General features: G+C 74.4%; 21 protein-coding genes. 9 read left to right on the top strand and 12 right to left on the bottom strand.

What is annotated here, in order from left to right; translation table 11 throughout:
• Positions 1 to 10 precede the first annotated feature (10 nt).
• Entirely contained in the window at positions 11 to 1,309 is a 1,299-nt protein-coding gene (locus ABT092_RS00215) for a glycoside hydrolase family 26 protein (protein WP_351238051.1), read from the bottom strand.
• Between the two features lie 328 nt (positions 1,310 to 1,637).
• On the opposite strand from ABT092_RS00215, the gene ABT092_RS00210 reads away from it, so the two are divergent.
• Together ABT092_RS00210 and ABT092_RS00205 are read left to right on the top strand one after the other, a co-directional pair.
• Positions 1,638 to 2,900 (top strand): carboxylate--amine ligase, encoded by a 1,263-nt coding sequence (locus ABT092_RS00210; protein ID WP_351238049.1) that lies wholly within the window; start codon positions 1,638 to 1,640, stop codon positions 2,898 to 2,900.
• The gene (locus ABT092_RS00205; RefSeq protein ID WP_351238047.1) at positions 2,900 to 4,195 is read left to right on the top strand and encodes an NAD(P)-binding domain-containing protein; all 1,296 of its coding nucleotides are present in this window, start codon (positions 2,900 to 2,902) and stop codon (positions 4,193 to 4,195) included. Before ABT092_RS00210 ends, ABT092_RS00205 begins: the two co-directional genes overlap by 1 nt.
• Positions 4,196 to 4,270: 75 nt before the next feature.
• Here ABT092_RS00205 and ABT092_RS00200 read toward each other — a convergent pair whose 3' ends face one another.
• The 3 genes from ABT092_RS00200 to ABT092_RS00190 all read right to left on the bottom strand — a co-directional run bounded on the left by ABT092_RS00200 (position 4,271) and on the right by ABT092_RS00190 (position 6,514).
• On the bottom strand, positions 4,271 to 5,302 hold the full coding sequence (locus ABT092_RS00200; protein ID WP_351238045.1) for a chaplin: 1,032 nt from the start codon (positions 5,300 to 5,302) through the stop codon (positions 4,271 to 4,273).
• 163 nt (positions 5,303 to 5,465) lie between these two features.
• Positions 5,466 to 5,699: a chaplin gene (locus ABT092_RS00195; RefSeq protein WP_351238043.1), complete on the bottom strand. Its 234-nt coding sequence runs from the start codon at positions 5,697 to 5,699 to the stop codon at positions 5,466 to 5,468.
• A gap of 404 nt (positions 5,700 to 6,103) precedes the next feature.
• The gene (locus ABT092_RS00190) at positions 6,104 to 6,514 is read right to left on the bottom strand and encodes a rodlin (protein WP_351238041.1); all 411 of its coding nucleotides are present in this window, start codon (positions 6,512 to 6,514) and stop codon (positions 6,104 to 6,106) included.
• A gap of 284 nt (positions 6,515 to 6,798) precedes the next feature.
• Between ABT092_RS00190 and ABT092_RS00185 the strand changes: the two genes are divergently transcribed.
• Complete coding sequence (locus tag ABT092_RS00185; RefSeq protein ID WP_351238039.1) at positions 6,799 to 7,308, top strand: hypothetical protein; 510 nt, start codon at positions 6,799 to 6,801, stop codon at positions 7,306 to 7,308.
• A gap of 177 nt (positions 7,309 to 7,485) precedes the next feature.
• On the top strand, positions 7,486 to 7,896 hold the full coding sequence (locus ABT092_RS00180; RefSeq protein ID WP_351238037.1) for a rodlin: 411 nt from the start codon (positions 7,486 to 7,488) through the stop codon (positions 7,894 to 7,896).
• Between the two features lie 123 nt (positions 7,897 to 8,019).
• Here the strand turns inward: ABT092_RS00180 and ABT092_RS00175 are convergent, their stop codons facing one another.
• Positions 8,020 to 8,343 carry a hypothetical protein gene (locus tag ABT092_RS00175; protein ID WP_351238035.1) on the bottom strand — a complete coding sequence of 108 codons (324 nt, stop codon included), beginning with the start codon at positions 8,341 to 8,343 and terminating at the stop codon, positions 8,020 to 8,022.
• Positions 8,344 to 8,506: 163 nt separating this feature from the next.
• On the opposite strand from ABT092_RS00175, the gene ABT092_RS00170 reads away from it, so the two are divergent.
• Together ABT092_RS00170 and ABT092_RS00165 are read left to right on the top strand one after the other, a co-directional pair.
• Positions 8,507 to 8,911 (top strand): rodlin, encoded by a 405-nt coding sequence (locus ABT092_RS00170; RefSeq protein ID WP_445402375.1) that lies wholly within the window; start codon positions 8,507 to 8,509, stop codon positions 8,909 to 8,911.
• Between the two features lie 147 nt (positions 8,912 to 9,058).
• Positions 9,059 to 10,183 (top strand): PucR family transcriptional regulator, encoded by a 1,125-nt coding sequence (locus ABT092_RS00165; RefSeq protein ID WP_351238033.1) that lies wholly within the window; start codon positions 9,059 to 9,061, stop codon positions 10,181 to 10,183.
• Positions 10,184 to 10,198: 15 nt separating this feature from the next.
• Here the strand turns inward: ABT092_RS00165 and ABT092_RS00160 are convergent, their stop codons facing one another.
• A complete protein-coding gene (locus ABT092_RS00160; RefSeq protein ID WP_351238031.1) occupies positions 10,199 to 10,651 on the bottom strand; it encodes a winged helix-turn-helix transcriptional regulator in 453 nt (150 codons plus the stop codon).
• A gap of 98 nt (positions 10,652 to 10,749) precedes the next feature.
• Here ABT092_RS00160 and ABT092_RS00155 point away from each other — a divergent pair, with 98 nt between their 5' ends.
• The 3 genes from ABT092_RS00155 (at position 10,750) to ABT092_RS00145 (ending at position 14,778) form a co-directional block, all read left to right on the top strand.
• Positions 10,750 to 12,036, top strand: a complete 1,287-nt coding sequence (locus ABT092_RS00155; protein WP_351238029.1) for an MFS transporter — start codon at positions 10,750 to 10,752, stop codon at positions 12,034 to 12,036.
• Positions 12,033 to 13,850, top strand: coding sequence for an alpha/beta hydrolase family protein (locus ABT092_RS00150; RefSeq protein WP_502968357.1), 1,818 nt, complete (start codon positions 12,033 to 12,035; stop codon positions 13,848 to 13,850). The genes ABT092_RS00155 and ABT092_RS00150 overlap by 4 nt, the downstream gene beginning before the upstream one ends.
• A gap of 88 nt (positions 13,851 to 13,938) precedes the next feature.
• Entirely contained in the window at positions 13,939 to 14,778 is an 840-nt protein-coding gene (locus tag ABT092_RS00145; RefSeq protein WP_351238027.1) for an SURF1 family protein, read from the top strand.
• On the opposite strand, the gene ABT092_RS00140 is transcribed toward ABT092_RS00145, so the two are convergent.
• The 6 genes from ABT092_RS00140 to recR all read right to left on the bottom strand — a co-directional run bounded on the left by ABT092_RS00140 (position 14,751) and on the right by recR (position 21,013).
• Positions 14,751 to 15,986: a hypothetical protein gene (locus ABT092_RS00140; RefSeq protein ID WP_351238025.1), complete on the bottom strand. Its 1,236-nt coding sequence runs from the start codon at positions 15,984 to 15,986 to the stop codon at positions 14,751 to 14,753. The genes ABT092_RS00145 and ABT092_RS00140 overlap by 28 nt on opposite strands.
• A gap of 101 nt (positions 15,987 to 16,087) precedes the next feature.
• Positions 16,088 to 16,756: a SigE family RNA polymerase sigma factor gene (locus ABT092_RS00135; RefSeq protein ID WP_351238024.1), complete on the bottom strand. Its 669-nt coding sequence runs from the start codon at positions 16,754 to 16,756 to the stop codon at positions 16,088 to 16,090.
• Positions 16,757 to 17,167: 411 nt separating this feature from the next.
• Entirely contained in the window at positions 17,168 to 18,220 is a 1,053-nt protein-coding gene (locus tag ABT092_RS00130; RefSeq protein WP_351238022.1) for an aspartate-semialdehyde dehydrogenase, read from the bottom strand.
• Positions 18,217 to 19,497 (bottom strand): aspartate kinase, encoded by a 1,281-nt coding sequence (locus ABT092_RS00125; RefSeq protein ID WP_351238020.1) that lies wholly within the window; start codon positions 19,495 to 19,497, stop codon positions 18,217 to 18,219. Before ABT092_RS00125 ends, ABT092_RS00130 begins: the two co-directional genes overlap by 4 nt.
• Positions 19,498 to 19,761: 264 nt before the next feature.
• Positions 19,762 to 20,421: a DUF5063 domain-containing protein gene (locus ABT092_RS00120; RefSeq protein ID WP_351238018.1), complete on the bottom strand. Its 660-nt coding sequence runs from the start codon at positions 20,419 to 20,421 to the stop codon at positions 19,762 to 19,764.
• On the bottom strand, positions 20,414 to 21,013 hold the full coding sequence (gene recR, locus ABT092_RS00115; RefSeq protein ID WP_351238016.1) for a recombination mediator RecR: 600 nt from the start codon (positions 21,011 to 21,013) through the stop codon (positions 20,414 to 20,416). The genes ABT092_RS00120 and recR overlap by 8 nt, the downstream gene beginning before the upstream one ends.
• Between the last annotated feature and the right edge of the window lie 67 nt (positions 21,014 to 21,080).

Genomic DNA, 21,080 nt, shown 5'->3' with positions numbered 1-21,080 from the left:
CGCCCGGTCGCTACGCCGTGCCGAGGCCCCACCGCGCCGGATCGACCAGGTCCCGCACGCCCCCAGCACCCCCGACGCCACCCGGGTCCCCGGCGTTCCCCAGACTCCCCACGTCCCCCAAGCCCCCCAGGTCGTCCGGGACCCCGGGAACGCACATCGGCTCCTCCATCCACTGCCCCAGCCAGGGCCCGAGGTCCACCTCCGTGCAGGTCGGCTCCGGCTGCGCGGGGGGCTCGGCGGGCCGGGGCTCGGCGGGGAGTTCGGCGGGCGGTGCCGGCGGCTCCGGGGCGGGCGGCTCGACCACCGGCGGGGCCGGCACCGGCTCCGGCGGCTGCGGCAGGGCCTCCGACATCAGCTCCCGGTAGACCGCCGCGGCCCGCGGGTTGGTGGCGCACTGCCACACTCCGTGCGGACAGTAGTCCGTGATCGTGTGGTAAACGGGCCGGTGCCGTTCCATCCACTGGAGCATGCGGCGCATGTATTCGGCGTTGTCGCCGTTTCGGAACAGCCCCCACTCCGGATAGGAAATAGGCTTGCCGTGAGCCCGGGCGAACTCCACGTGGTGCTGGAGTCCGTACGGTTCGGTCACCTGCTCGTCGAAGGTGATTCCACTCGGCTGGTCGTACGAATCCATTCCGATGATGTCGACCACGTCATCCCCCGGATAACACGCGGTCCAACCGATGGCGTCCTTCCCTCGGCTCGGCGCGAAATCGAAACGGAACTCCTGACCCGGTACGGAGCGCATGGTGGTGACGATCCTCTTCCAGTACCTCTTCCACAGCACCGGATCGGGTCCGCAGCGGTGCCCGTACGTCGTCCCGTTCATCTCCCAGCCGAGCACCAGGACCGCGTCCCGGAGCCCGAGGTCCACCAGGCGCTGGGCGAGCAGCCGGAAGTGCAGGTCGTTCCAGCCGATGGCGCCGCGCCACAGGTCGGAACGGACCTGGAAGTCGCTGAGCCGCTGCTCGTTGCGGGCCGACATCGGCACGTTGAGCACGAACAGCCGGTCGGGCCCGGAGTGCTTCCACCCCGCCCAGTCGGCCAGGAACTCCACGTCGCCCGCGATACCCGCCCAGCTGTCGCCCGGCAGGTAGGTGTGGCCGACGCGCAGTTCGGCGCCGCCCAGCCACTGGCTCAGCTCCGCCATCCGGGCCACTCCGCGCGGCCCGTAGTCGAGGTAGGCGCCGAACGCGGGCCGTTCGCCGTCCACCGCGGCCGGGTCCGCGGCGCGCGCCGTGCCCGGTGCGGACACCGCCGCACCGAGCGCCGCCGCACCGATCAGCACCAGCGCGAGCAGGGCCCGCAAGGCCCCGAACGCACCGCGGGGACCGCACGACCGGGGCGCCCGGAATCCGGTGGCACCGGCACGAACGGAAGCACCGGGGGGACCGGCGGAAGGACACCGCCCGCGGGACGTCCGACGGCGGACGGGCGGACGTTGCTGCAAGACCATGCACCACTCCTAGGGAAATCTCTCTCCTCGCCTTTTCGGCCTTCCTCGCCCCCGCCTTGAGAAGCCTTCGAGCCGAACACACGACTCCCTCGTATTCCTCTTCCTCGTGCACCCGAACGGGGCCCGTCCCGTTCCCGCACCCGTCCGCCCGCTTGGGTGAGTGAAAGGTGGCGGCATTCCCGTGTCGATACTGGACCCGCGCGTTCCCGCCGTGCTGCTGCGCCTGGACCGGAACCCGTTCCACCACGGCACGCTCGGTGCCGTGCGCTCGTTGGGGCGGGCCGGCGCGGAGGTGCACGTCGTCGCGGACTGCGCGGCGAGCCCCGTGCCGCACTCCCGGTACCTGCACCGCACCCACCGGCCCCCGCCGCCCGACGCGGACCCGGCCGCCGTCACCGCGGTGCTCCGCCGGGTCGCCGCCGCGCTCGCCCGCCCCGCCGTCCTGATCCCCCTGGACGACGCCGGGGCGATCGCCGTCAGCCGGGCGCACCGGGAGCTCACCGGGCCGTACCTGCTGCCGGGCCGCCCCGGGGCGCTGGCCGAACGGGTCGCGGACAAGGCCCGGTTGGCGGAGGTCTGCCGGGCGCTCGGCATCCCGCACCCGCGGACCGTCCTCCCGGGGAACGCGGCCGAGGCCGGCGCGGCCGCCGAACGGCTCGGGCTGCCCGTCGTCGCCAAGTGGAGCCGCCCCTGGTTGGTGCCCGGCGGCAGCGGGCTGCGCTCCACCCTGCTGCTGCGCTCCGCCGCCGAGGCCGCCGCCCTGTACCGGCGTTCGGCCGAGGCGGGAAGCCCGCTGCTGCTCCAGACCTACCTGGCCCCGGGACCGGGCCGGGACTGGTTCTTCCACGGGTACGCCGACCGGAACGGCGCCCTGCACGGGGGCGGCTCCGGGTGCAAACGGCGCGCGTGGCCCCCGCGCGCCGGCGCGACCGCGGTCGGCCGCTGGGTGCCCAACCCCCGGCTCCACACCGCCGCCCGGGAACTGGTGCGGACCCTCGGCTACCGGGGCGTCCTCGACCTCGACTTCCGCCACGACCCGGCCCGCGACGCGTACCACCTGCTGGACTTCAACCCCCGGCCCGGCGCCCAGTTCCGGCTCTTCGCGGACGGCCGCGGCATCGACGTGGTGCGCGCCCTGCACCTGGACCTGACCGGGCGTCCGCTGCCCGACGCGGCCCCGCTGCCCGGCCGGCGCTTCGTGGTGGAGAACCACGCGCCGCTGGCCGCGCTGACCGCCCCGCTGCGCTCCGGGCCCGCCGAACTCGCGTGGTGCGCCCGGGACGACCCCGGCCCGGCCCGGGCGCTGGCCCTGCTGTGGCCGCGGCACGCCGTGCGCCGGCTGGCCGCCCGGCTGCCCCGCCCGGGCCGCGCCCCCGCCGTGTCCCCGGCGCCCCCACCGCCTCCGACGACCGACGCAGCACACGAGAAAGCGAGCAGCCGCTGATGGACGACCTCCTGGTGGTGGGAGCGGGCCCGTACGGCCTGTCGATCGCCGCGCACGCCGCGGCGGCCGGATTGGACCTCCGGGTCTTCGGCCGCCCGATGTCCGCCTGGCGGGACCAGATGCCCGCCGGCATGTTCCTGAAGTCGGAGCCCTGGGCCTCCCACCTCTCCGACCCCGGCCGGCGCTACGGGCTGGACGCCTACGGCACGGCCCGGGGCTTCCCCACCCGACACGGCGTGCCGCTGCCGGTGCGCACCTTCGCGGAGTACGGACTGTGGTTCGCCGACCGTGCGGTGCCCGCGGTGGACCAGCGGACGATCCGGACCGTCACCGCCTGCCCGGGCGGCTTCGAGGCGGTCACCGAGGACGGTGAGCCGGTGCGCGCGCGGGCGCTCGCCCTCGCCGTGGGGGTGCTGCCCTTCGTGGACGTGCCCGGTCCGCTGACCGTCCTCGGCCCCGAGCACGTCAGCCACAGCAGTCACCACGCCGACCTCGGCGCCTTCCGGGACCGGGACGTGACGGTGGTCGGCGCGGGCCAGGCGGCCCTGGAGACCGCGGCCCTGCTCGCCGAACAGGGCACCCGGGTCCGGCTGCTCGCCCGGGCCGGCGCCCTGGACTGGAACGGGCTGCCGCCGGCCTGGGAACGGCCCTGGTGGCAGGCGGTGCGCGCGCCGCACAGCGGGCTGGGCCCCGGGTGGCGCAATTGGTCCTACAGCGAGTTGCCGGGGGTGTTCCGGCGGCTGCCGGAGGCCACCCGGGCCCGGGTCGTCAGGACCGCGCTGGGCCCGGCCGGGGCCTGGTGGCTGCGGGACCGCGTGGAGGGCGCTCTGGAGGTCCTGCTGGGCCACGAGGCGGTGCACGCCGGCGTGACGGACTCCGGACGGGTGCGGTTGGCGGTGCGGGGCCCCGCCGGGGCGGTGGAGCCGCTGTTGACCGACCACGTGATCGCCGCGACGGGCTTCGCGGCGACCCGCGACCGGTTGCAGGTGCTCGCCCCGGAGCTGCGCACCGCGCTCGCGGTGGGCGCGGACGGCGCCCCGGAGCTCGGCCGGGACTTCACCTCCTCGTGGCCGGGGCTGTTCCTGGCCGGGCTGGTCACGGCGTCGACGTACGGCCCGGCGATGCGGTTCGTGTACGGCTCCGGGTACACCGCGGACCGGCTGGTCCGGGGCGTCTGCCGGCACCTGCGGCAGCGGACCGGGGAGGGGGAGCCCGTACCGCCGCCGGTGGTGCCGGCGCCGGGCGGGCCGGCGCCGTCCCCGTCGCCCGCGGCGACCGGCGCGGGTCCGGGCTGAGCCCACCGGGACGGAGCCCGGGCCCCCGACCGCGGTGGTCGGGGGCCCGGGCTCCGGGTGCTGCGGGGGTCGGGGTCAGCGGCGGGCGGCGCGGGCCGCGCGCCGGTACAGCACCCCGCCGCCGAAGAGCAGGGCGGCGGAGGCGGCGGCGATGCCGAGGGTGCTCTCGGCACCGGTCGCGGCGAGCGCGGGGGGCGTGGCGCGGTGTTCGTGCGCGGGCACGATGCGCGGGGGTGCGGTGCGCTCGGGCGCCTGGGGCGTGCGCGGGGGCTGGGTCTGGGTGGACGGGCGCGGCGGGGTCACCTGCACCGGGGGCTCGGCGGGGCGCTGCGGCGGCACGGTCACCCGGGGCGGGAGGTCCACGGGCCCGGCGGGGTTGGCGCAGACGGTGCCGAACACCGGGTTCAGCAGCGCGATGACGTTGACCGTGTTGCCGCAGAGGTTGACCGGCACGCTCACCGGGACCTGGCCGAGGTTCCCCGACAGCACGCCCGGCGAGCCCGCGGCGACGCCCGAGGCGGTGCTGCCGCCGGCGAGTTGCGTGGTGCGCGCGGCCTCGGCCCGGTGCGCCGGCCGGCCGGCGGGCGCGGCGTGCTTGGCCGACTTGGCGTGCTTGCCGGACTTGGCCTTCGCCGCGGCGTGCTTGGGGCCGGTCTTCTTGGGCGCCGCGTGCTTGCCGCCCGGCGCGGACTTCGCGGGCCCGGCCTGCGCCCCGGACGGTGCCGGAGCCGACTGCCGGGCCGGAGCCGACTGGGTCGGGGCACCCGGGCCGCCGGGGGCCTGCGGGTCGTAGGGGGGACCGGGCGGGTGGTCGACGGCGCCCGGGTGCGGGGCCCCGTCGGGGCCGGCCTGGGAGGTGGCGGGGCCGGTGGTGTTGGTGGCGCTGTTGCCGAACGTCGGGTTCAGCAGGGAGGCGCCGTTCACGCTGTTGCCGCTCACGTTCACGGGCACCGTGATCGGCGCCGAGACGGTGTTGCCGGAGACGACGCCGGGTGAGCCGACCGCCGCCGCGTCCGCGTCGGCGGCGAGGGCGTGTCCTCCTGGCAGGGACAGGATGCTCGTTGCGGCCGCTGCCGTGAGCACGCCCTTGCTGAGGGCCTGTCGCATGGAAGGAGTCTCCTGTTCGCCGAAGGTGCGGGAGGGGTGGGCGCGGTGCGCCCGGGAAAAAGGGGGGCGCCGGCCCCCTCCCCGTCCGGGGACGGGTCGGGGGCCGGCGGACGGCCCGGGTCCCCGAGGGGAGCGGGCCCTACCGCGGGGGGTGCGGTCCGCGTCAGGCGTTGACGCAGACGTTGCCGGCGGTCGGGTTCAGCAGCGCGAGGATGTTGACGCTGTTGCCGCAGATGTTGACCGGGATGTTGATCGGCACCTGGACCACGTTGCCGGACAGGACGCCCGGCGAACCGATCGCGGCACCGTTGGCGGTCGAGTCGGCGACCGCCGGGGAGGCGGCCCCGAGGGCCAGCAGGAGGCCGGCGACCACGGCCGCCGTCTTCTTGAGCTTCACGAATTCTTCCCTTCTCTGCGGTCAGGCCGAAGTGTCGGTGGAAACCGAGCGGGCCCATCGTCGGCAGCCCGCGCCATGACCGGTGGCCTGTCAAACGACCACGGAGGGGCGAGGAAACCGAGAACGCCGCTCTTTCCGCCGGTATTCACCCGAACAACCCGAACCGCCCGCACCACGGGGTGCGGGTGGATCGTCGAGAGGTGGGGGCTCCCGCGGCCGGAAATCCGGACCCGGGAATCCGGGTACGGGTTTCCGGAAGCGGGAGGCCGGGATTCCGCACGAGCGGTCGGCGCCCGGGCGGCGTCCGGTGTCCGGGCCGTACGGTGCGGGTCCCCCGCCCTCTCGGGCGGGTCGGGGGACCCGGGTCCGCACGGTCCGTGCGACGGCCTCGTGGCCGGCGCCGGTCAGTTGTTGCCGACGCCGTTGCCGGAGAGCACCGGGATGTCGCTGAGGATGTGGGACAGCGGCTCGTCGCCCTTGATCTGCGAGGAGTTCTCGGCGCACTGCTGGTTCTGCGGGGAGGACAGGACGTTGATGTCCTGCGCCGTGATCGGGATGGCGCCGATGAGCGAGCCCAGGTTGGCCTTGACCGGAACGCCGAGGCAGAGCTTGTTCAGCGAACCCTGGACCGCGCCGAACTGCGGGCTGCCGTCGCCGTGGGTCTTGGAGTTGCCGTACGCCTGGGTCGAGCCGTTGCCGTTGACGGTGGTGGCGCCACCGTCGTTGCCGATCGCCATGGCGGGGACGGCAGCGGCGGCGGTGACGCCGACCACGGAGGCAGCGACACCGGCCGCGGCCATGACCTTCTTGAGCATGCGAATTCCTTTTCTGACCAGGTTGCTGGTGCCTGCTGGACAACTGCGGCCCGCCCAAATAGTTGCGGGTCTTCACCCGGTCGGCTCGGGTCACCCGGTCAGCGCAACGGATCGGCCGGATCGGGACGCGCCACGGATTGACGACGGAAATCGAAAATCCGCGCGTCACGTGCTCCGGCGGATGGACGTCTGATTATCCTTTCGGCCCGTTCTGTTGCGGTGCGCACCGGGTGGAATTCCGCCCGCGGTCGGCGCTGAAAGGAATCCGTGATGCCGTGGAACGCATGAGCCGCACGCAGGTCCGGCCTCCCGCCGGCGCGCACCGTGCACGCGTCGAACCCGCCGACCCTCCCGACCCCCCCGGGCCCGACCGGGCCCCGGGGGGCTGGTCGGAGCGGGAGCTGCGCCTGGTGGAGCGGCTCGCCGTCGTGCACGAGCGACTCGCCGGGCTGCACGAGGAACGGGCCGCGCTCGTCGCGTACGTGTCGCGGCTGCACGCCGGACGGATCGGTCCGCCCGACGCGACCGGCGGGCGGACCGTGCACGTCGACACCGCGGTGGGCCGGCTGAGCTGGCGGATCGCGGCGGACGAGGCGGAGCTGCTGGCCGAGGACGGCTCGGGAGCCCGTGGGGGCCCGGAGGGACACGGCCGCCCGACGACCGCCCGGGAGTCCCGTCGGGACACCCTGGCCCGGCTGGCGTTCCTGCACCTGCACCGCCGGCCGAACCGCCCGGTCCGGCTGAAGAAGGCGGACGTTCCGGGTGCCGACGTCGCCCCCGCGCCGCCCGGTTAATCCATCGGGGTGAAGCGCAGCAACCAAGGGGTGCGGGGGGAGTTGGGCAGAGCGCTCCGGGACGGGCAGAGCGCCACGGGACCGGCGCCTTCCGCAGGGCCGCTCCCCGCGGGTTCCCCGGAAGGCGACACAGCGAAACACGACGCACAGCTCAAGCGAAGTACGAAGGGGAATCCCGTGTTCAAGAAGGTCATGGCCGCCGCGGCCGTCTCCGCCTCCGTCATCGGCGCCTCGGCCGCTGCCGCCGCCCCCGCCATGGCGATCGGCAACGACGCCGGCACCACCACCGTCAACGGCAACGCCGCCACCCAGGCGTACGGCAACTCCGCCACCCACGGCAACTGGAGCCCGCAGTTCGCGCTGATCCAGGGCTCGCTCAACAAGCCCTGCATCGGGCTGCCGGCCAAGGTCAACGCGGGCTCGCTGATCGGCCTCATCCCGATCACCGTCCAGGACGTCAACGTCCTGTCCTCCCCGCAGAACCAGCAGTGCGTCGAGAACTCCTCGCAGGTCAAGGGCGACGAGCCGCTGTCGCACCTGCTCAGCAACATCCCGGTGCTCTCGGGCAACGGCGTCGGCAACAACTGAGTTCCCGCACCACCGCGCGGTGTTCCGGGCCCGTCCCGGAACACCGCGGCGAACGGGCCGCCGTGGTCACACGGCGGCCCGTTCCGCGTTCCGGCCGCCGGGCGACCGCGTGCGCCGGCGCGCTCACGGCGGCCAGATGTTCCGGCGTACCAGGGACTCCCACTCCGGATCGGGGCGCCCCGGCACCGTGCGTCCCGCATGCCGCCACAGCCGGGCGAGCCGGGCGTACTCCGGCTCGGGCCCACCGGGTGAGCGCTCCGGTCCCGTGCGCCCGGTGCGCGGGCGTCCGGGGCCGGTGTCGGGCGCCCGGCGGCTCACCGGGATGAGCCCCTGTCGTCGCCAGTGCCCCGGTCCGCGCCGTTCGCCGTCCCCGTTCCGTCGGTCCCCGCCGCTCCGTCGACCCGGGAGGTCCGGCCGGCGGTCCGGTCCGTCCTGTGCGTCAGTCATGCCCGTACCAACGCACGGACCGGCGTCCGTGACATGGGCAGCGCCCCCACTGGCCCCGGGCGCTCCGCCATTCGGGTCATCTGCCGCAACCCCGGGGTCGAACACGCAGTTGATCACCACGCGGCTCCACGACCAGGGGCCCGCTCTCGAAAGGGTGAGAATCATGAAGAAGCTGTGGGCAGCCGCGGCCGTCGCCGCCTCCGTCGCCGGAGTAACGGCTGCCGCCGCCCCCGCCATGGCGATCGGCAACGACGGTGGCGCCACCACCGTCAACGGCAACGGCGCCACCCAGGCGTACGGCAACTCCGCCACCCACGGCAACTGGAGCCCGCAGTTCGCGCTGATCCAGGGCTCCCTGAACAAGCCGTGCGTGGGGCTGCCGGCCAAGGTCAACGCGGGCTCGCTGATCGGCCTCATCCCGATCACCGTCCAGGACGTCAACGTCCTGTCCTCCCCGCAGAACCAGCAGTGCGTCGAGAACTCCTCGCAGATCAAGGGCGACGAGCCGCTGTCGCACATCCTGGAGGACATCCCGATCCTGTCCGGCAACGGCGCCGGCAACAGCTGACGCACCCCGCCCGGGTCACGAAGGGGCCGACCGTCCACCGGTCGGCCCCTTCGCGTTGCCCGGACCGCCCCCGGGGCCGGCGGGCGGCGCCGCGGCCCGGGGCGTCTACCGTGAAAGGGACGACCGGACGACGCAGGGGGGCCACCGATGACGACCACGACCGGGACGCCGCCGCCCGTCGAGCGCATCGAGGGCCCGGGCGACGGCGCCGCCGGCCCCCGGCTCGACCTCGACGACTACGCGCGGGCGCTCGCCGAGGTCGCCGCGACGGGGCGACGGCTGACCCGCGAGGAGCTGACCGCCCGGCGCGTCCTCGGGGAACTGGCCGCCGAGGGCGGCCACCCGATCCGGCCGTTGATCGCCGCGCACCTCGCGGCCACCCGCACCCACTGGCCCGCCGCCGGCTCCCCCGACCGGGTCCTGGCCGCCGTCGAGCAGGCCGTGGACGCGGTCGCCGAGGGGTACGAACGGGCCCAGCGGGTGGCCGTCCGGCAGGAGGCGGCGGCCCGGCGGGAGTTCGTCGACGACCTGCTGTACGGGCGCAGCGACGTGGGGCGGCTCGCCGCCCGGGCGGAACGATTCGGGCTGCGGTTCTCCTCCGCGCACGCGGTGGCGGTGGCCGCCGGGCCGACCGCCTACGAGGAGGGGGACGCGGTGCCCCGGCGGGTCGAACAGGCGCTGCTGGCCCGGTTCGGGAACCGCAGCGTGCTGGTCACCACCAAGGAGGGGCTGTTGGTCTGCGTGGCCCCCGGCGACCGGGACGACGGCGAGGGGGTCCTCACCCACTTCGCCAAGCAGGCGTACGCGGCCACCGGGGGGTCCCGGGTCGCGGTGGGCCGGCCGAAGCAGGGGGTGGGCGGAGTGGTGCACTCCTACGAGGAGGCGCTGAACGTCCTCGACCTGGCCGAGCGGCTGGACCTCGAAGGGCCGGTGCTGCGCGCCGCCGACCTGCTGGTGTTCCCGGTGCTGACCCGGGACCGGCAGGCCATGACCGAGCTGGTGCACCACACGCTGGGCCCCCTGGAGCAGGCCCGGGGCGGGGCCGGGCCGCTGTTGGAGACCCTGACCGCGTACTTCGACGCCGGGTGCGTCACCGCCGAGGCGGCGCGCCGGCTGTCGTTGAGCGTCCGGGCGCTGACCTACCGGCTGGCCCGCATCCACCGGCTGACCGGCGCGGACCCGGCGGACCCGGTGCAGCGGTACACCCTCCAGACCGCGGTGATCGGCGCCCGGCTGCTGGACTGGCCGCGGCGCGGGGGCGGCGCCCGCTGAGGGCGCCGGCCCGGTTCAGCGGGTGGGGAGCTTGAGGACGGTGGTGTCCTCGGGGGCCAGCCGGCGGCCGTCCGCGGCGAGCACCTCCAGCGGGCGCAGGGGCTCGCCCCGGCTGCGGTCGACCAACCGGGAGCGGGGTTCGTCGGGGTCGAAGGAGTGCTGCTCGCCCCACTGGCGCAGGGCCACGACGACGGGGAAGAGCGCCCGGCCCTTCGGCGTCAGCACGTACTCGCGGTAGGCGCTGCCGTCCGAGGCGGGGACGGAGGCGAGGACGCCTCCGGCGACCAGGGTGCGCAGCCGCGCGGCGAGGATGTTCTTGGCCACGCCGAGGCCGCGCTGGAACTCCCCGAAGCGCCGGCTCCCGTCGAAGGCGTCCCGCACGATCAGCAGGGACCACCAGTCCCCGATCGCGTCCACCGACCGGGCCACGGGGCATTCGCTGTCGTCGAAGCGCGTCCTGGTCACCACGGTGCCGCCTCCTCGAAGTTGGTTGCAACATGCTACCAGTAGGGGTTACCGTCCCTCCTGGTAGCAAGATGAAACCAGAACCGGGGGGAGTGCTGCCCGTGTCCGTCGACGACGGGACCGTGGCGCCGGAGAGCGGTCGCCCGAGCGGGGACCGGCCCGCCTACGTCCTGACCCGCGGGGTCGTCCTCCTGTTCGCCGTCGCCTGCGGCGCCGCGGTGGCCAACGTCTACTTCGCCCAGCCGCTCCTGGTGACCATCGGCCACGACCTCGGCATGAGCCCGGCCCTCGTCGGCTCCACCGTCACCCTCACCCACGTCGGGTACGCACTGGGGCTCCTGCTCCTCGTGCCGCTGGGCGACGTGACCGACCGCAGACGGCTCGTCGTGGCCCAACTGCTGCTCCTGGTGGCGGCGCTGGCCGCGGTGGCCGCCGCCCCCACGGCGGCGGTCCTGCTCGCCGCCACCGCCGTACTGGGGTCCCTCGCCGTCGTCACCCAGACGCTGGTGGCCTTCGCGGCCTCGCTGGCCCCGCCCGCCGGACGCGGCCGGGTCGTCGGCCAGGTCACCGCCGGCGTCGTCATCGGCATCCTGCTCGCCCGCACCGTCGCCGGGCTCCTGGCCGACCTCGCGGGCTGGCGCTCCGTCTACCTCGCCTCGGCGGTGCTCACCGCACTGCTCGCCCTGGTGCTGCACCGGGTGCTGCCGCGCAGCGGCGGCGCTCCGCCGACGCCCCCGCGCTACGGTCGGCTGCTGCGGTCCACGGTCACCCTGTTCGCACGGGACCGGGTGCTGCGCCAGCGGGCCCTGTTCGGCCTGCTGGTCTTCGCCGCCTTCAGCACCCTGTGGAGCAGCGTCGCGCTGCCGCTCGGCCGGGCCCCGCACTCCCTGTCCCACAGCGCGATCGGGGCGCTGGGGCTGATCGGCGTCGTGGGCGCCCTGGCCGCGAGCGGGGCGGGCCGGCTGAGCGACCGCGGACTCTCCCGGCCCACCACCGGCGCCGCCCTGGCGCTGCTCCTGGTCTCCTGGCTGCCGCTGGCCCTCACCCCCGGCTCGCTCTGGGCCCTGGTCCTCGGGGTGGTCCTCCTCGACCTCGCCGTCCAGGCCGTCCACGTCACCAACCAGACGCTGATCTACGCCCGGCACCCCGACGCGGGCAGCCGGGTGATCGGCGGCTACATGGTCTTCTACGCGGTCGGCAGCGGCACCGGGGCCGTCGCCGCGACCGCCCTGTACGCGGCGGCCGGCTGGGGCGCCGTGTGCGCGCTGGGCGCCGCGTTCAGCCTCCTGGGGCTGGTGCTGTGGGCCGGCACGCGCGCCGGGGCCCCGGAGCCGACGGGCCGACCGCGTCCGGGCGGGGCGCCCGGGCCGCGCAGAATGGGTCCATGACTGATGCAGGGGCGATGCCCGACTGGGAGAAGCGGTTCCGTGCGGCTCGGGTCTCGTTGCCGGGGTGGGCCGAGGACGCGCCGCAGCGGGCGCTGTTCGTGTCGAACGCGACGGGGACGTACGAGCTGTACGCCTGGGACCGGGACTCCGGGGCGCAGCGCAAGGTGACCGAGCGGGCCAACGGGACCACGGACGGGGCGCTGTCCCCGGACGGCGCGTGGATCTGGTGGTTCGACGACACGGACGGCGACGAGTTCGGGATCTGGCGGCGCCAGCCGTTCGCCGGACAGCCGGCGGGACGGACCGGGCCGGACGAGCCGGCGGTGCCGGGGCTGGCCCCCGGGTATCCGGCGGGCCTGGCGATCGGCCGCGCCGGCGGGCCGGTCGTGGTGGGCCGGTCCACCGACGAGGAGGGGTCGACGATCCACGTGGTGCACGGGGACGGGGCGCCGGTGGAGGTGTACCGGCACCGGCAGTCCGCCGGGGTCGGGGACCTGTCCCACGACGGCGCGCTGATCGCCGTGGAGCACACCGAGCACGGGGACGCGATGCACTCCGCGCTGCGGGTGGTCCGACCGGACGGGTCGACCGTCGCGGAGCTGGACGACACCGCCGGCGGCACGGTGGAGCTGGGCCTGGAGGTGCTCGGGTTCGCGCCGGTCGCCGGGGACGCCCGGCTGCTCGTCGGGCACCAGCGGCGGGGGCGCTGGGAGCCGATGGTGTGGGACGTGGCCTCGGGCGAGGAGCGGGACCTGGCGCTCGACCTGCCGGGGGACGTCTCCGCCGAGTGGTACCCGGACGGTTCCGCGCTGCTGGTGGTGCACGACTTCGAGGCGCGCAGCGACCTGTGGCGGTACGACCTGGGCACCGGGGCGCTGGAGCGGATCGACACCCCGCGCGGCACGGTCTCCGGGGCGACCGCCCGGCCGGACGGCAGCGTCGAGTACCTGTGGTCCTCGGCGGCCGAGCCGCCCGTGGTGCGCTCCACCTCGGGCGCGGTGGTGCTCGACCCGCCGGGGCTGCGGGCGCCGGCGTCGGTGCCGGTGGAGGACGTGTGGGTGGAGGGCCCCGGGGGCCGCATCCACGCACTGGTGCAGCGGCCCGCCGGGGCGAGCGGACCGCTGCCCACGGTGTTCGACGTCCACGGCGGGCCGACCTGGCACGACAGCGACTCCTTCGCGGCGGGCCCGGCGGCCTGGGTGGACCACGGGTACGCGGTGGTCCGGATCAACTACCGGGGCTCCACCGGTTACGGGCGGGAGTGGACCGACGCGCTGAAGCACCGGGTCGGGCTGATCGAGCTGGAGGACATCGCGGCGGTCCGGGAGTGGGCGGTGTCCTCGGGGCTCGCCGACCCGGGGCGGCTGGTCCTGACCGGCGGCTCCTGGGGCGGCTACCTGACGCTGCTGGGGCTGGGCACCCAGCCGGCCGCCTGGGCGGTGGGCATCGCCGCGGTGCCGGTCGCGGACTACGTCGCCGCCTACCAGGACGAGATGGAGGCGCTGAAGGCGATGGACCGGACCCTGCTGGGAGGCTCCCCGGAAGAGGTCCCGGAACGGTTCGCGGCCTCCTCGCCGCTCAGCTACGTGGACGCGGTGAAGGCGCCGGTGTACGTCTCCGCCGGCGTCAACGACCCGCGCTGCCCGATCCGGCAGATCGACAACTACGTCGACCGGCTCCGGGCCCGGGACGCCGTCCACGAGGTGTACCGCTACGACGCCGGGCACGGGTCCCTGGTGGTGGACGAGCGGGTCAAGCAGGTGCGGCTGGAACTGGAGTTCGCCCGCAGGCACCTGGACGGGCCGGGGGCCTGACGGCCCGGTCCCTCCCCGGCCGGTCACGGCCGGCCGGGGAGGCGACCCCCGTACCCGGGCGGCGGCCGGGGACCCGTACCGTGGGGGCGTGTACCGCTTTCTGCTGACTCCGCGCTGGTGGGGCATCAACGTCTTCGTCGTGCTGGCGATCCCGTTCTGCCTGTTCATGGGCTCCTGGCAGCTGGGGCGGTTCGAGGACCGGGTCGACGACCACCGCTCGGCCACCGAGCGGACCGGCGCGGACGACCGGGCCGAGGCCCGGCCGCTGGCCGAACTGCTGCCGGTCACCAAGGAGACGTCCGGCGAGCGGGTGAGCGCCACCGGCCGGTACGCCGAGCAGTTCCTGGTGCCCGACCGCACCCTCGACGGGAAGCAGGGGCACTACGTCCTGGGCATGCTGCGCATCGAGGACGGACCGGCGCTGCCGGTGGTCCGCGGCTGGCGCCCCGGTGCCGCCGACCCGGCCGGGGTGCCCGCACCGCCCGCCGGCGAGGTGACCGTCACCGGTGCGCTCCAGGGCTCGGAGAGCCCGGGCAGCGACGGGGCCCGCACCGCGGGCGGGCTGCCGCCCGGGCAGGTCGGGATGATCAGCGCGGCGACCCTGGTGAACCTCGTGCCGTACGAGGTCCAGAGCGCCTGGGTGACCTTGGACCCGGCCGACGGGGAGATGACCGCGGTGCCGGCGGCGGCCCCGCAGAACACCGGGCTGGACCTGAAGGCGTTCCAGAACCTCGGCTACACCGGCGAGTGGTTCGTGTTCTCCGGCTTCGTGCTGTTCATGTGGTTCCGGTTGCTGCGCCGCGAGGTCGAGGCGGCACGGGACGTCGAACTCGGGCTGGCCCCCGCGGCCGGCCCCGACCCGGAGGCCCCCGTGGAGGGCTCCGGGACGCGGCCGGTCGATCAGGAGGCGGGCAAGGCGCCCGTGTAGTACACGGTCCCGGCGCAGGCGTTCGGGATCGTCGTCGAGGTCGAGGGCGCACCCGGGTCCGCGGTGTGCGACACCGCCACGCTGCCGTCGCTCGGCAGGCCCTCCTGGCCGCCGAGTTGGGTGACGGTCCCGGTGCCCGAGTCGAACTCCCCGCTGCCGGTGCCGGTGGTCTCCCCGGCGGAGGCGGACGGGTCGGGCGAGGGGCCCTCGGTGCCGCCCCCGCCGGGACAGGACGCGGACGGCACCCAGGCGAAGTGCACCTCGTACGCCGCGCCCGGTTCCAGGATCAACTGCGCCGGCTCCTCGGAGGGGGCCGGCAGCATTCCGCTCGCGGCGTCACCGGTGGTGTGGGTGAGCGAGGCGACCTGGGCCGGGTCGGCGGAGCCCTGGGCGACGGCGTCCACGCTGCCGCCGCCGTCGACCGTGCAGTTGCCGGCGGAGACGTTGGCGACCCGGAAGGTGCCCTGGACCGAGCCGTCCGCGCCGGGCGCGCCGAGGCTGGCCGCGGCCGAGCCCAGGTCGGTGGGGCCGCACCGGGGCGAGGTGGCGTTGTCGAAGACCGGACCCGAGCCGGGGGCGATCGGGCCGCTGCCGGAGGGTCGGTCGCCCCCGCCGCCGGTGGAGCCGGGGCGGTCCCCGCCGCCGCCGGAGGTGCCGCCGCCGCCCTTGACGGGCTTCTCGGTGCTGCCCTTCCCCTCGCCCTTGGCGGGGCGGCTCGGGGCGTCGGACGGCTTGGGGGCGGCCTTCCGGGAGGGTGCGCCGCTCTGCCGCTCCGCGGGGGCGGTGCCACGTGTCTGCTCGCCGTGGCCCACGTGCGACACCGTGGTGTCGGTGGAACCCGGTGCGTCCGCCACGTGGACCAGCGCGGGGATCGCGGTGCCCACCAGGACGGCCGCCGCGGCGACCCCCACCAGGGCCTGCCGCTTGCGGGCCCGGCGGGCGGGGACGGCGTGCCGCAGGCGTTCCAGGGCGCCGTCGGCGGGTTCGAGGGCGTCGACGCTGCGGTGCAGGAGCCGGTGGAGGTCGAGGTCGAGGTCGAGGTCGGCGGCGGGGGCCGGCGCCGGTTCCTCGGGGTCCTCGGCCTCGTCGGCCTCGTTGACCGGGAGGTCGGCGGGCTCCTCGGCCGGCGGGGCCGCGGGGGTGCCCGTGCGGTCGGTGCGGTGCGACGTCGAGCCGTCGTCGGGCCCGGTGGGGGGAGAGTCGTTCACAGGAGTGTTCCCAGCGTCTCGCTCGTTCTTCGGGGCGCGGTCGGCTCCGGGGCGGGGCTCCGGGGCGGAGCCGCTGCCGGGCGTGGGGGTGCCCCCGCGGCTCACTTCTTGGCTCCCATCGCCACCCGTAGGGCGGCTATGCCCCGCGAGCCGTACGCCTTCACGGAGCCGAGGGAGACCCCGAGGGTCTCCGCGACCTGCGCTTCGGTCATGTCGGCGAAGTACCGCAGCACGAGGACCTCGCGCTGTCGGCGCTGGAGGCCCTTCATCGCCTGGATCAGGGCGTCCCGCTCCAGTTGGTCGTAGGCGCCCTCCTCGGCGCTCGCCATGTCCGGCATCGGCTTGGAGAGCAGCTTGAGGCCGAGGATGCGGCGGCGCAGCGCGGAACGGGAGAGGTTCACGACCGTCTGCCGCAGGTAGGCGAGGGTCTTCTCGGGGTCCCGGACGCGTTTGCGTGCGGAGTGCACCCGGATGAACGCCTCCTGGACGACGTCCTCGCAGGAGGCGGTGTCGTCGAGGAGGAGCGCCGCGAGGCCGAGCAGCGAGCGGTAGTGCGCCCGGTAGGTCTCGGTGAGGTGGTCGACGGTGGTGCCCTCCGCCGGTACGTCCTCCGCGCCCTGGCGCGGGGTCGGCACCGACGTGGGTCGGGTAGCGGGCACGGGGGCGATCACCGGCATGCCGCCGGGCGCGACGGCCGCGCGGGGCCGTCGGGGCGGACGCAGGGCGCTGCCGCGCACCTGGACCTTCGGGAAGTCGAGTACCTCTGCCACGCCAGTTGGACACGTTCCCCGGGCCCAGGGTTGTACGCGATGGACTCCCGAGTGGTTCCGGTGGTTCCGGGCGCTCTGCCCGGCCCGGCGTCATCCGCCCACATGCGTACCAGCTCTTCCCTCGCCCCGATGGTGTCCGCGCCCCCCGCGCACCCCTGGCAGGCCGTTCCAGCACGCCCCGCAAGGGCGTGGGGGAAGACGCGGGCCGCGGTCCGTTCGGTTGCAGCGCACGGGAGGGCCGCGAGAACGGGCCCGTGGCGCCCTGGGTGTCCCTGTGAGACTTACGGTGATCCTACAAATGAATTCGGCCTTGGCCACCAGGGATTTTCTCCGGCTGGGGCGGCTTGGGCGAGTTGTGACCTCTGCCGCCCGGTGCGGCGTTTCGACGGGTTACTCGCGGCCCCTTCGGGATCAGGCTCCGGGCCGGGCGATGAGTTCGGCGAGTTGGGTGGTGTTGAGGGCGGCGCCCTTGCGGAGGTTGTCGCCGCAGACGAAGAGTTCCAGGGCGGTGGGGTCGTCGAGGTGGCGGCGGACCCGGCCGACCCAGGTGGGGTCGGTGCCCACGGCGTCGACGGGGGTGGGGAACTCGCCGGCCTCCGGGTCGTCGAAGAGGACCACCCCGGGCGCGGTGGCGAGGACCTCGCGGGCCCGGTCCACGGTGACCTCGTCCTGGAAGCGGGCGTGCACGGTCAGGGCGTGGGTGGTGACCACGGGGACGCGGACGCAGGTCGCGGTGATCCTGAGGTCGGGCAGGTCGAGGATCTTGCGGGACTCGTCCCGGACCTTCATCTCCTCCGAGGACCAGCCCCCGTCCCGGACGGTGCCGGCCCACGGGACGACGTTGAGGGCGACCGGTTCGGGGAAGGGCCCGGTGCGGTCGCCGACCGCACGGCGGACGTCGCCCGGGGCGGTGCCCAGTTCGGTGCCGGCGACCAGGGCGAGTTGCTCGCGCAGGATGTCGACGCCGGCCTGACCGGCGCCGCTGACCGCCTGGAAGGCGGAGACGACCAGTTCGCGCAGCCCGAACTCGGCGTGCAGCGCACCGATCGCGACGATCATCGACAGGGTGGTGCAGTTGGGGGTGGCGACGATGCCGCGCGGGCGGATGCGCACGGCGTGCGCATTGACCTCGGGGACGACCAGCGGCACGTCCGGGTCCATCCGGAAGGCCGCCGAGTTGTCGACGACGACGGCGCCCTTGGCGACGGCGATCGGCGCCCACCGGGCGGCGACCTCGTCGGGGACGTCGAACATGGCGATGTCGACCCCGTCGAGCGCCTCCTCGGTGAGCGCCACCACCTCGACCTCCACGCCGCGCACGACCAGCCGGCGGCCGGCCGAGCGCGGCGAGGCGATCAGACGGATCTCGCCCCAGATGTCCGCGTGCTGGGACAGGAGCTGGAGCATGACCGAGCCGACGACCCCGGTCGCTCCCACGACCGCGAGCGTCGGGCGGGCGGTCATCGCCCGGTGCCTCCGTAGACGACGGCCTCGTCGGAGTCGGAGTCGAGGCCGAAGGCCGTGTGCACGGCCTGGACGGCTTCCTTGACGTCGTCGGCGCGGGTGACCACCGAGATGCGGATCTCGGAGGTCGAGATCAGCTCGATGTTCACCCCGGCGTTGCTGAGCGCCTCGAAGAAGGCGGCCGTGACGCCCGGGTTGGTCTTCATGCCGGCGCCGACCAGGGAGATCTTGGCGACCTGGTCGTCGTAGCGCAGCGACTCGAAGCCGACGCCGTTGCGGGCGGACTCCAGGGCGTCGATCGCCTTGCGACCCTCCGCCTTGGGGAGGGTGAAGGAGATGTCCGTGAGCCCGGTCGAGGCGGCCGAGACGTTCTGCACGATCATGTCGATGTTGATCTCGGCATCGGCGATCGCCCGGAAGATCGAGGCGGCCTCGCCCGGCTTGTCAGGGACCCCGACGACCGTGATCTTGGCCTCGGAGGTGTCGTGCGCGACACCGGAGATGATGGCCTGCTCCACCTTGCGCTCTCCCTTACCGGGGTGTGGTTCGTTGCTGACCCAGGTGCCTTGGAGTCCGGAGAAGGACGAACGGACGTGGATCGGGATGTTGTAACGGCGGGCGTACTCCACACAGCGGTGGAGCAGCACCTTCGAGCCCGAGCTGGCCAGCTCCAGCATGTCCTCGAAGGAGATCCGGTCGATCTTGCGGGCCTTCTTCACCACGCGCGGGTCGGCGGTGAAGACGCCGTCCACGTCGGTGTAGATCTCGCAGACCTCGGCGTCCAGGGCGGCGGCGAGCGCCACGGCCGTGGTGTCCGAGCCGCCGCGACCGAGCGTGGTGATGTCCTTCTTGTCCGCGGAGACGCCCTGGAAGCCGGCGACGATGGCGATGTTGCCCTCGTCCAGCGCGGTCCGGATGCGACCGGGAGTGACATCGATGATGCGGGCTTTGTTGTGGACGGAGTCGGTGATGACGCCGGCCTGACTGCCGGTGAACGACTGGGCCTCGTGGCCCAGGTTTTTGATCGCCATCGCCAGCAGGGCCATGGAGATCCGCTCTCCCGCGGTCAGCAGCATGTCGAACTCGCGCCCGACGGGCATCGGTGACACCTGCTCGGCGAGATCGATCAGCTCGTCCGTCGTGTCGCCCATCGCGGAGACCACGACAACCACCTGGTTGCCGTTCTGCTTGGCCTCGACGATCCGCTTGGCGACGCGCTTGATGCCTTCGGCATCGGCTACGGAGGAGCCTCCGTACTTCTGCACGACAAGGCCCACTTGCGTACGCTCCTCGCTCGGTCCGGTTTGCCCACCTTGCGGCGACCGGATCGGTCAGTTGGGGGGTCAGGACAGTCTAACGATCGGGGTGGAATCGCCCCGAAGGGGTCGCATCCTGAGACGGGGTGACCACAAAGTGATCACCGCGTCACCTGCCCAGCCGACCGGCGCCGCACGCCCGAAGTGGGCGGCCTCACACCCCCGACCGCCCCCGCGCGGGGAGGAAACCCCACAAGGGACGACGAAAGGACCGGCACCCCCCGATCAGCGGGGGCTGCGCAGGCCCAGCGGCTCCGCGATCTCCTCGGTCATCACCCGGCCCGCCTCCTCGGCGAGCACCTCGTCCCCGAGGTCCTGATCGGTGTCCAGCCCGTCGAGTTCCTGGAGCGGCTGGTTCAGCCGCACGTGGGCCACCAGCGACTGGAGCGCCCGCAGCGCGCCGGAGGCGGTGGAGCCCCAGTTGGAGAAGTACGAGAACTGCCACCACCACAGCGCCTCGGTGGTGCGCCCGGCCCGGTAGTGGGCCATCCCGTGCCGCAGGTCCGCCATCACGTCCGCGAGGTCGTCGGAGATGCGGCAGGGCACCGGGGCCTTGCGCGGCTCGTACGGGTCGAAGACCTCCGAGTACACGTCGACCGGCTCCAGCAGCACCGCCAGCCGCTGCCGCAGCTCGTCCACGTCGGGCTCGTCGCCGAGGTCGGGCTCGTACCGCTCCTCGGGGACGATGTCCTCGTGCGCCCCGAGCCGGCCGCCGGCCAGCAGCAGTTGGGAGACCTCCAGGAGGAGGAACGGCACCGCCGAGTCCGGCTCGTCGCCCTTGGCGACCTCGGTGACCGCCACCAGGAAACTGGCGATCTGGTCGGAGACCTGGACGGCGAAGTCGTCGGGATCCTGCGTCGTGGAGTGCAGCGTCACATCAGACATCTAGGAGTCTTCTCCCCTCGAAGGCGCGGCCCAGGGTCACCTCGTCCGCATATTCCAGGTCGCCGCCCACCGGCAGGCCGCTGGCCAGCCGGGTGACCCGCAGTCCCATGGGCTTGATCATGCGCGCCAGGTAGGTGGCGGTGGCCTCGCCCTCCAGATTGGGATCGGTCGCCAGGATCAGCTCGGTGACCGACCCGTCCGCGAGCCGGGCCAGCAGTTCGCGGATGCGCAGGTCGTCGGGGCCGACGCCCTCGATCGGACTGATCGCCCCGCCCAGGACGTGGTAACGCCCGCGGAACTCCCTCGTCCGTTCGATCGCGACGACGTCCTTCGGCTCCTCCACCACGCAGATGACGGCCGGGTCCCGACGCGGGTCGCGGCAGATGCCGCACCGCTCCTCCTGCGCCACGTTGCCGCAGACCGCGCAGAAGCGGACCTTCGCCTTCACCTCCATCAGCGCCTGGGCGAGCCGGCGCACGTCCGTCGGCTCGGCCTGGAGGACGTGGAAGGCGATCCGCTGCGCGCTCTTGGGCCCGACGCCGGGCAACCTGCCCAGTTCGTCGATGAGGTCCTGGACCACGCCTTCGTACAACGGATCAGCCTTTCCAGCGGGCCCGGTCTTCGGCCGGGGCCGTGCGGTCGGTGGTGAACGGGAGGCC

The sequence above is a fragment of the Streptomyces sp. NPDC002490 genome (genome assembly GCF_040296045.1).
Lineage (GTDB): Bacteria > Actinomycetota > Actinomycetes > Streptomycetales > Streptomycetaceae > Streptomyces.
Note: the sequence above shows the minus strand (reverse complement) of the source record. Positions and strands in the feature narration are given on the sequence as shown.

Bases quoted from the DNA above. Each gene is read 5' to 3' on its own strand.
- ABT092_RS00170 (WP_445402375.1), top strand. From the start codon at position 8,507: ATGAAGAAGCTGTGGGCAGCCGCGGCCGTCGCCGCCTCCGTCGCCGGA.
- ABT092_RS00130 (WP_351238022.1), bottom strand. From the start codon at position 18,220: ATGACCGCCCGCCCGACGCTCGCGGTCGTGGGAGCGACCGGGGTCGTC.
- ABT092_RS00150 (WP_502968357.1), top strand. From the start codon at position 12,033: ATGACTGATGCAGGGGCGATGCCCGACTGGGAGAAGCGGTTCCGTGCG.
- ABT092_RS00175 (WP_351238035.1), bottom strand. From the start codon at position 8,343: ATGACTGACGCACAGGACGGACCGGACCGCCGGCCGGACCTCCCGGGT.
- ABT092_RS00165 (WP_351238033.1), top strand. From the start codon at position 9,059: ATGACGACCACGACCGGGACGCCGCCGCCCGTCGAGCGCATCGAGGGC.
- ABT092_RS00120 (WP_351238018.1), bottom strand. From the start codon at position 20,421: ATGTCTGATGTGACGCTGCACTCCACGACGCAGGATCCCGACGACTTC.
- ABT092_RS00200 (WP_351238045.1), bottom strand. From the start codon at position 5,302: ATGCGACAGGCCCTCAGCAAGGGCGTGCTCACGGCAGCGGCCGCAACG.
- ABT092_RS00185 (WP_351238039.1), top strand. From the start codon at position 6,799: ATGAGCCGCACGCAGGTCCGGCCTCCCGCCGGCGCGCACCGTGCACGC.
- ABT092_RS00205 (WP_351238047.1), top strand. From the start codon at position 2,900: ATGGACGACCTCCTGGTGGTGGGAGCGGGCCCGTACGGCCTGTCGATC.
- ABT092_RS00190 (WP_351238041.1), bottom strand. From the start codon at position 6,514: ATGCTCAAGAAGGTCATGGCCGCGGCCGGTGTCGCTGCCTCCGTGGTC.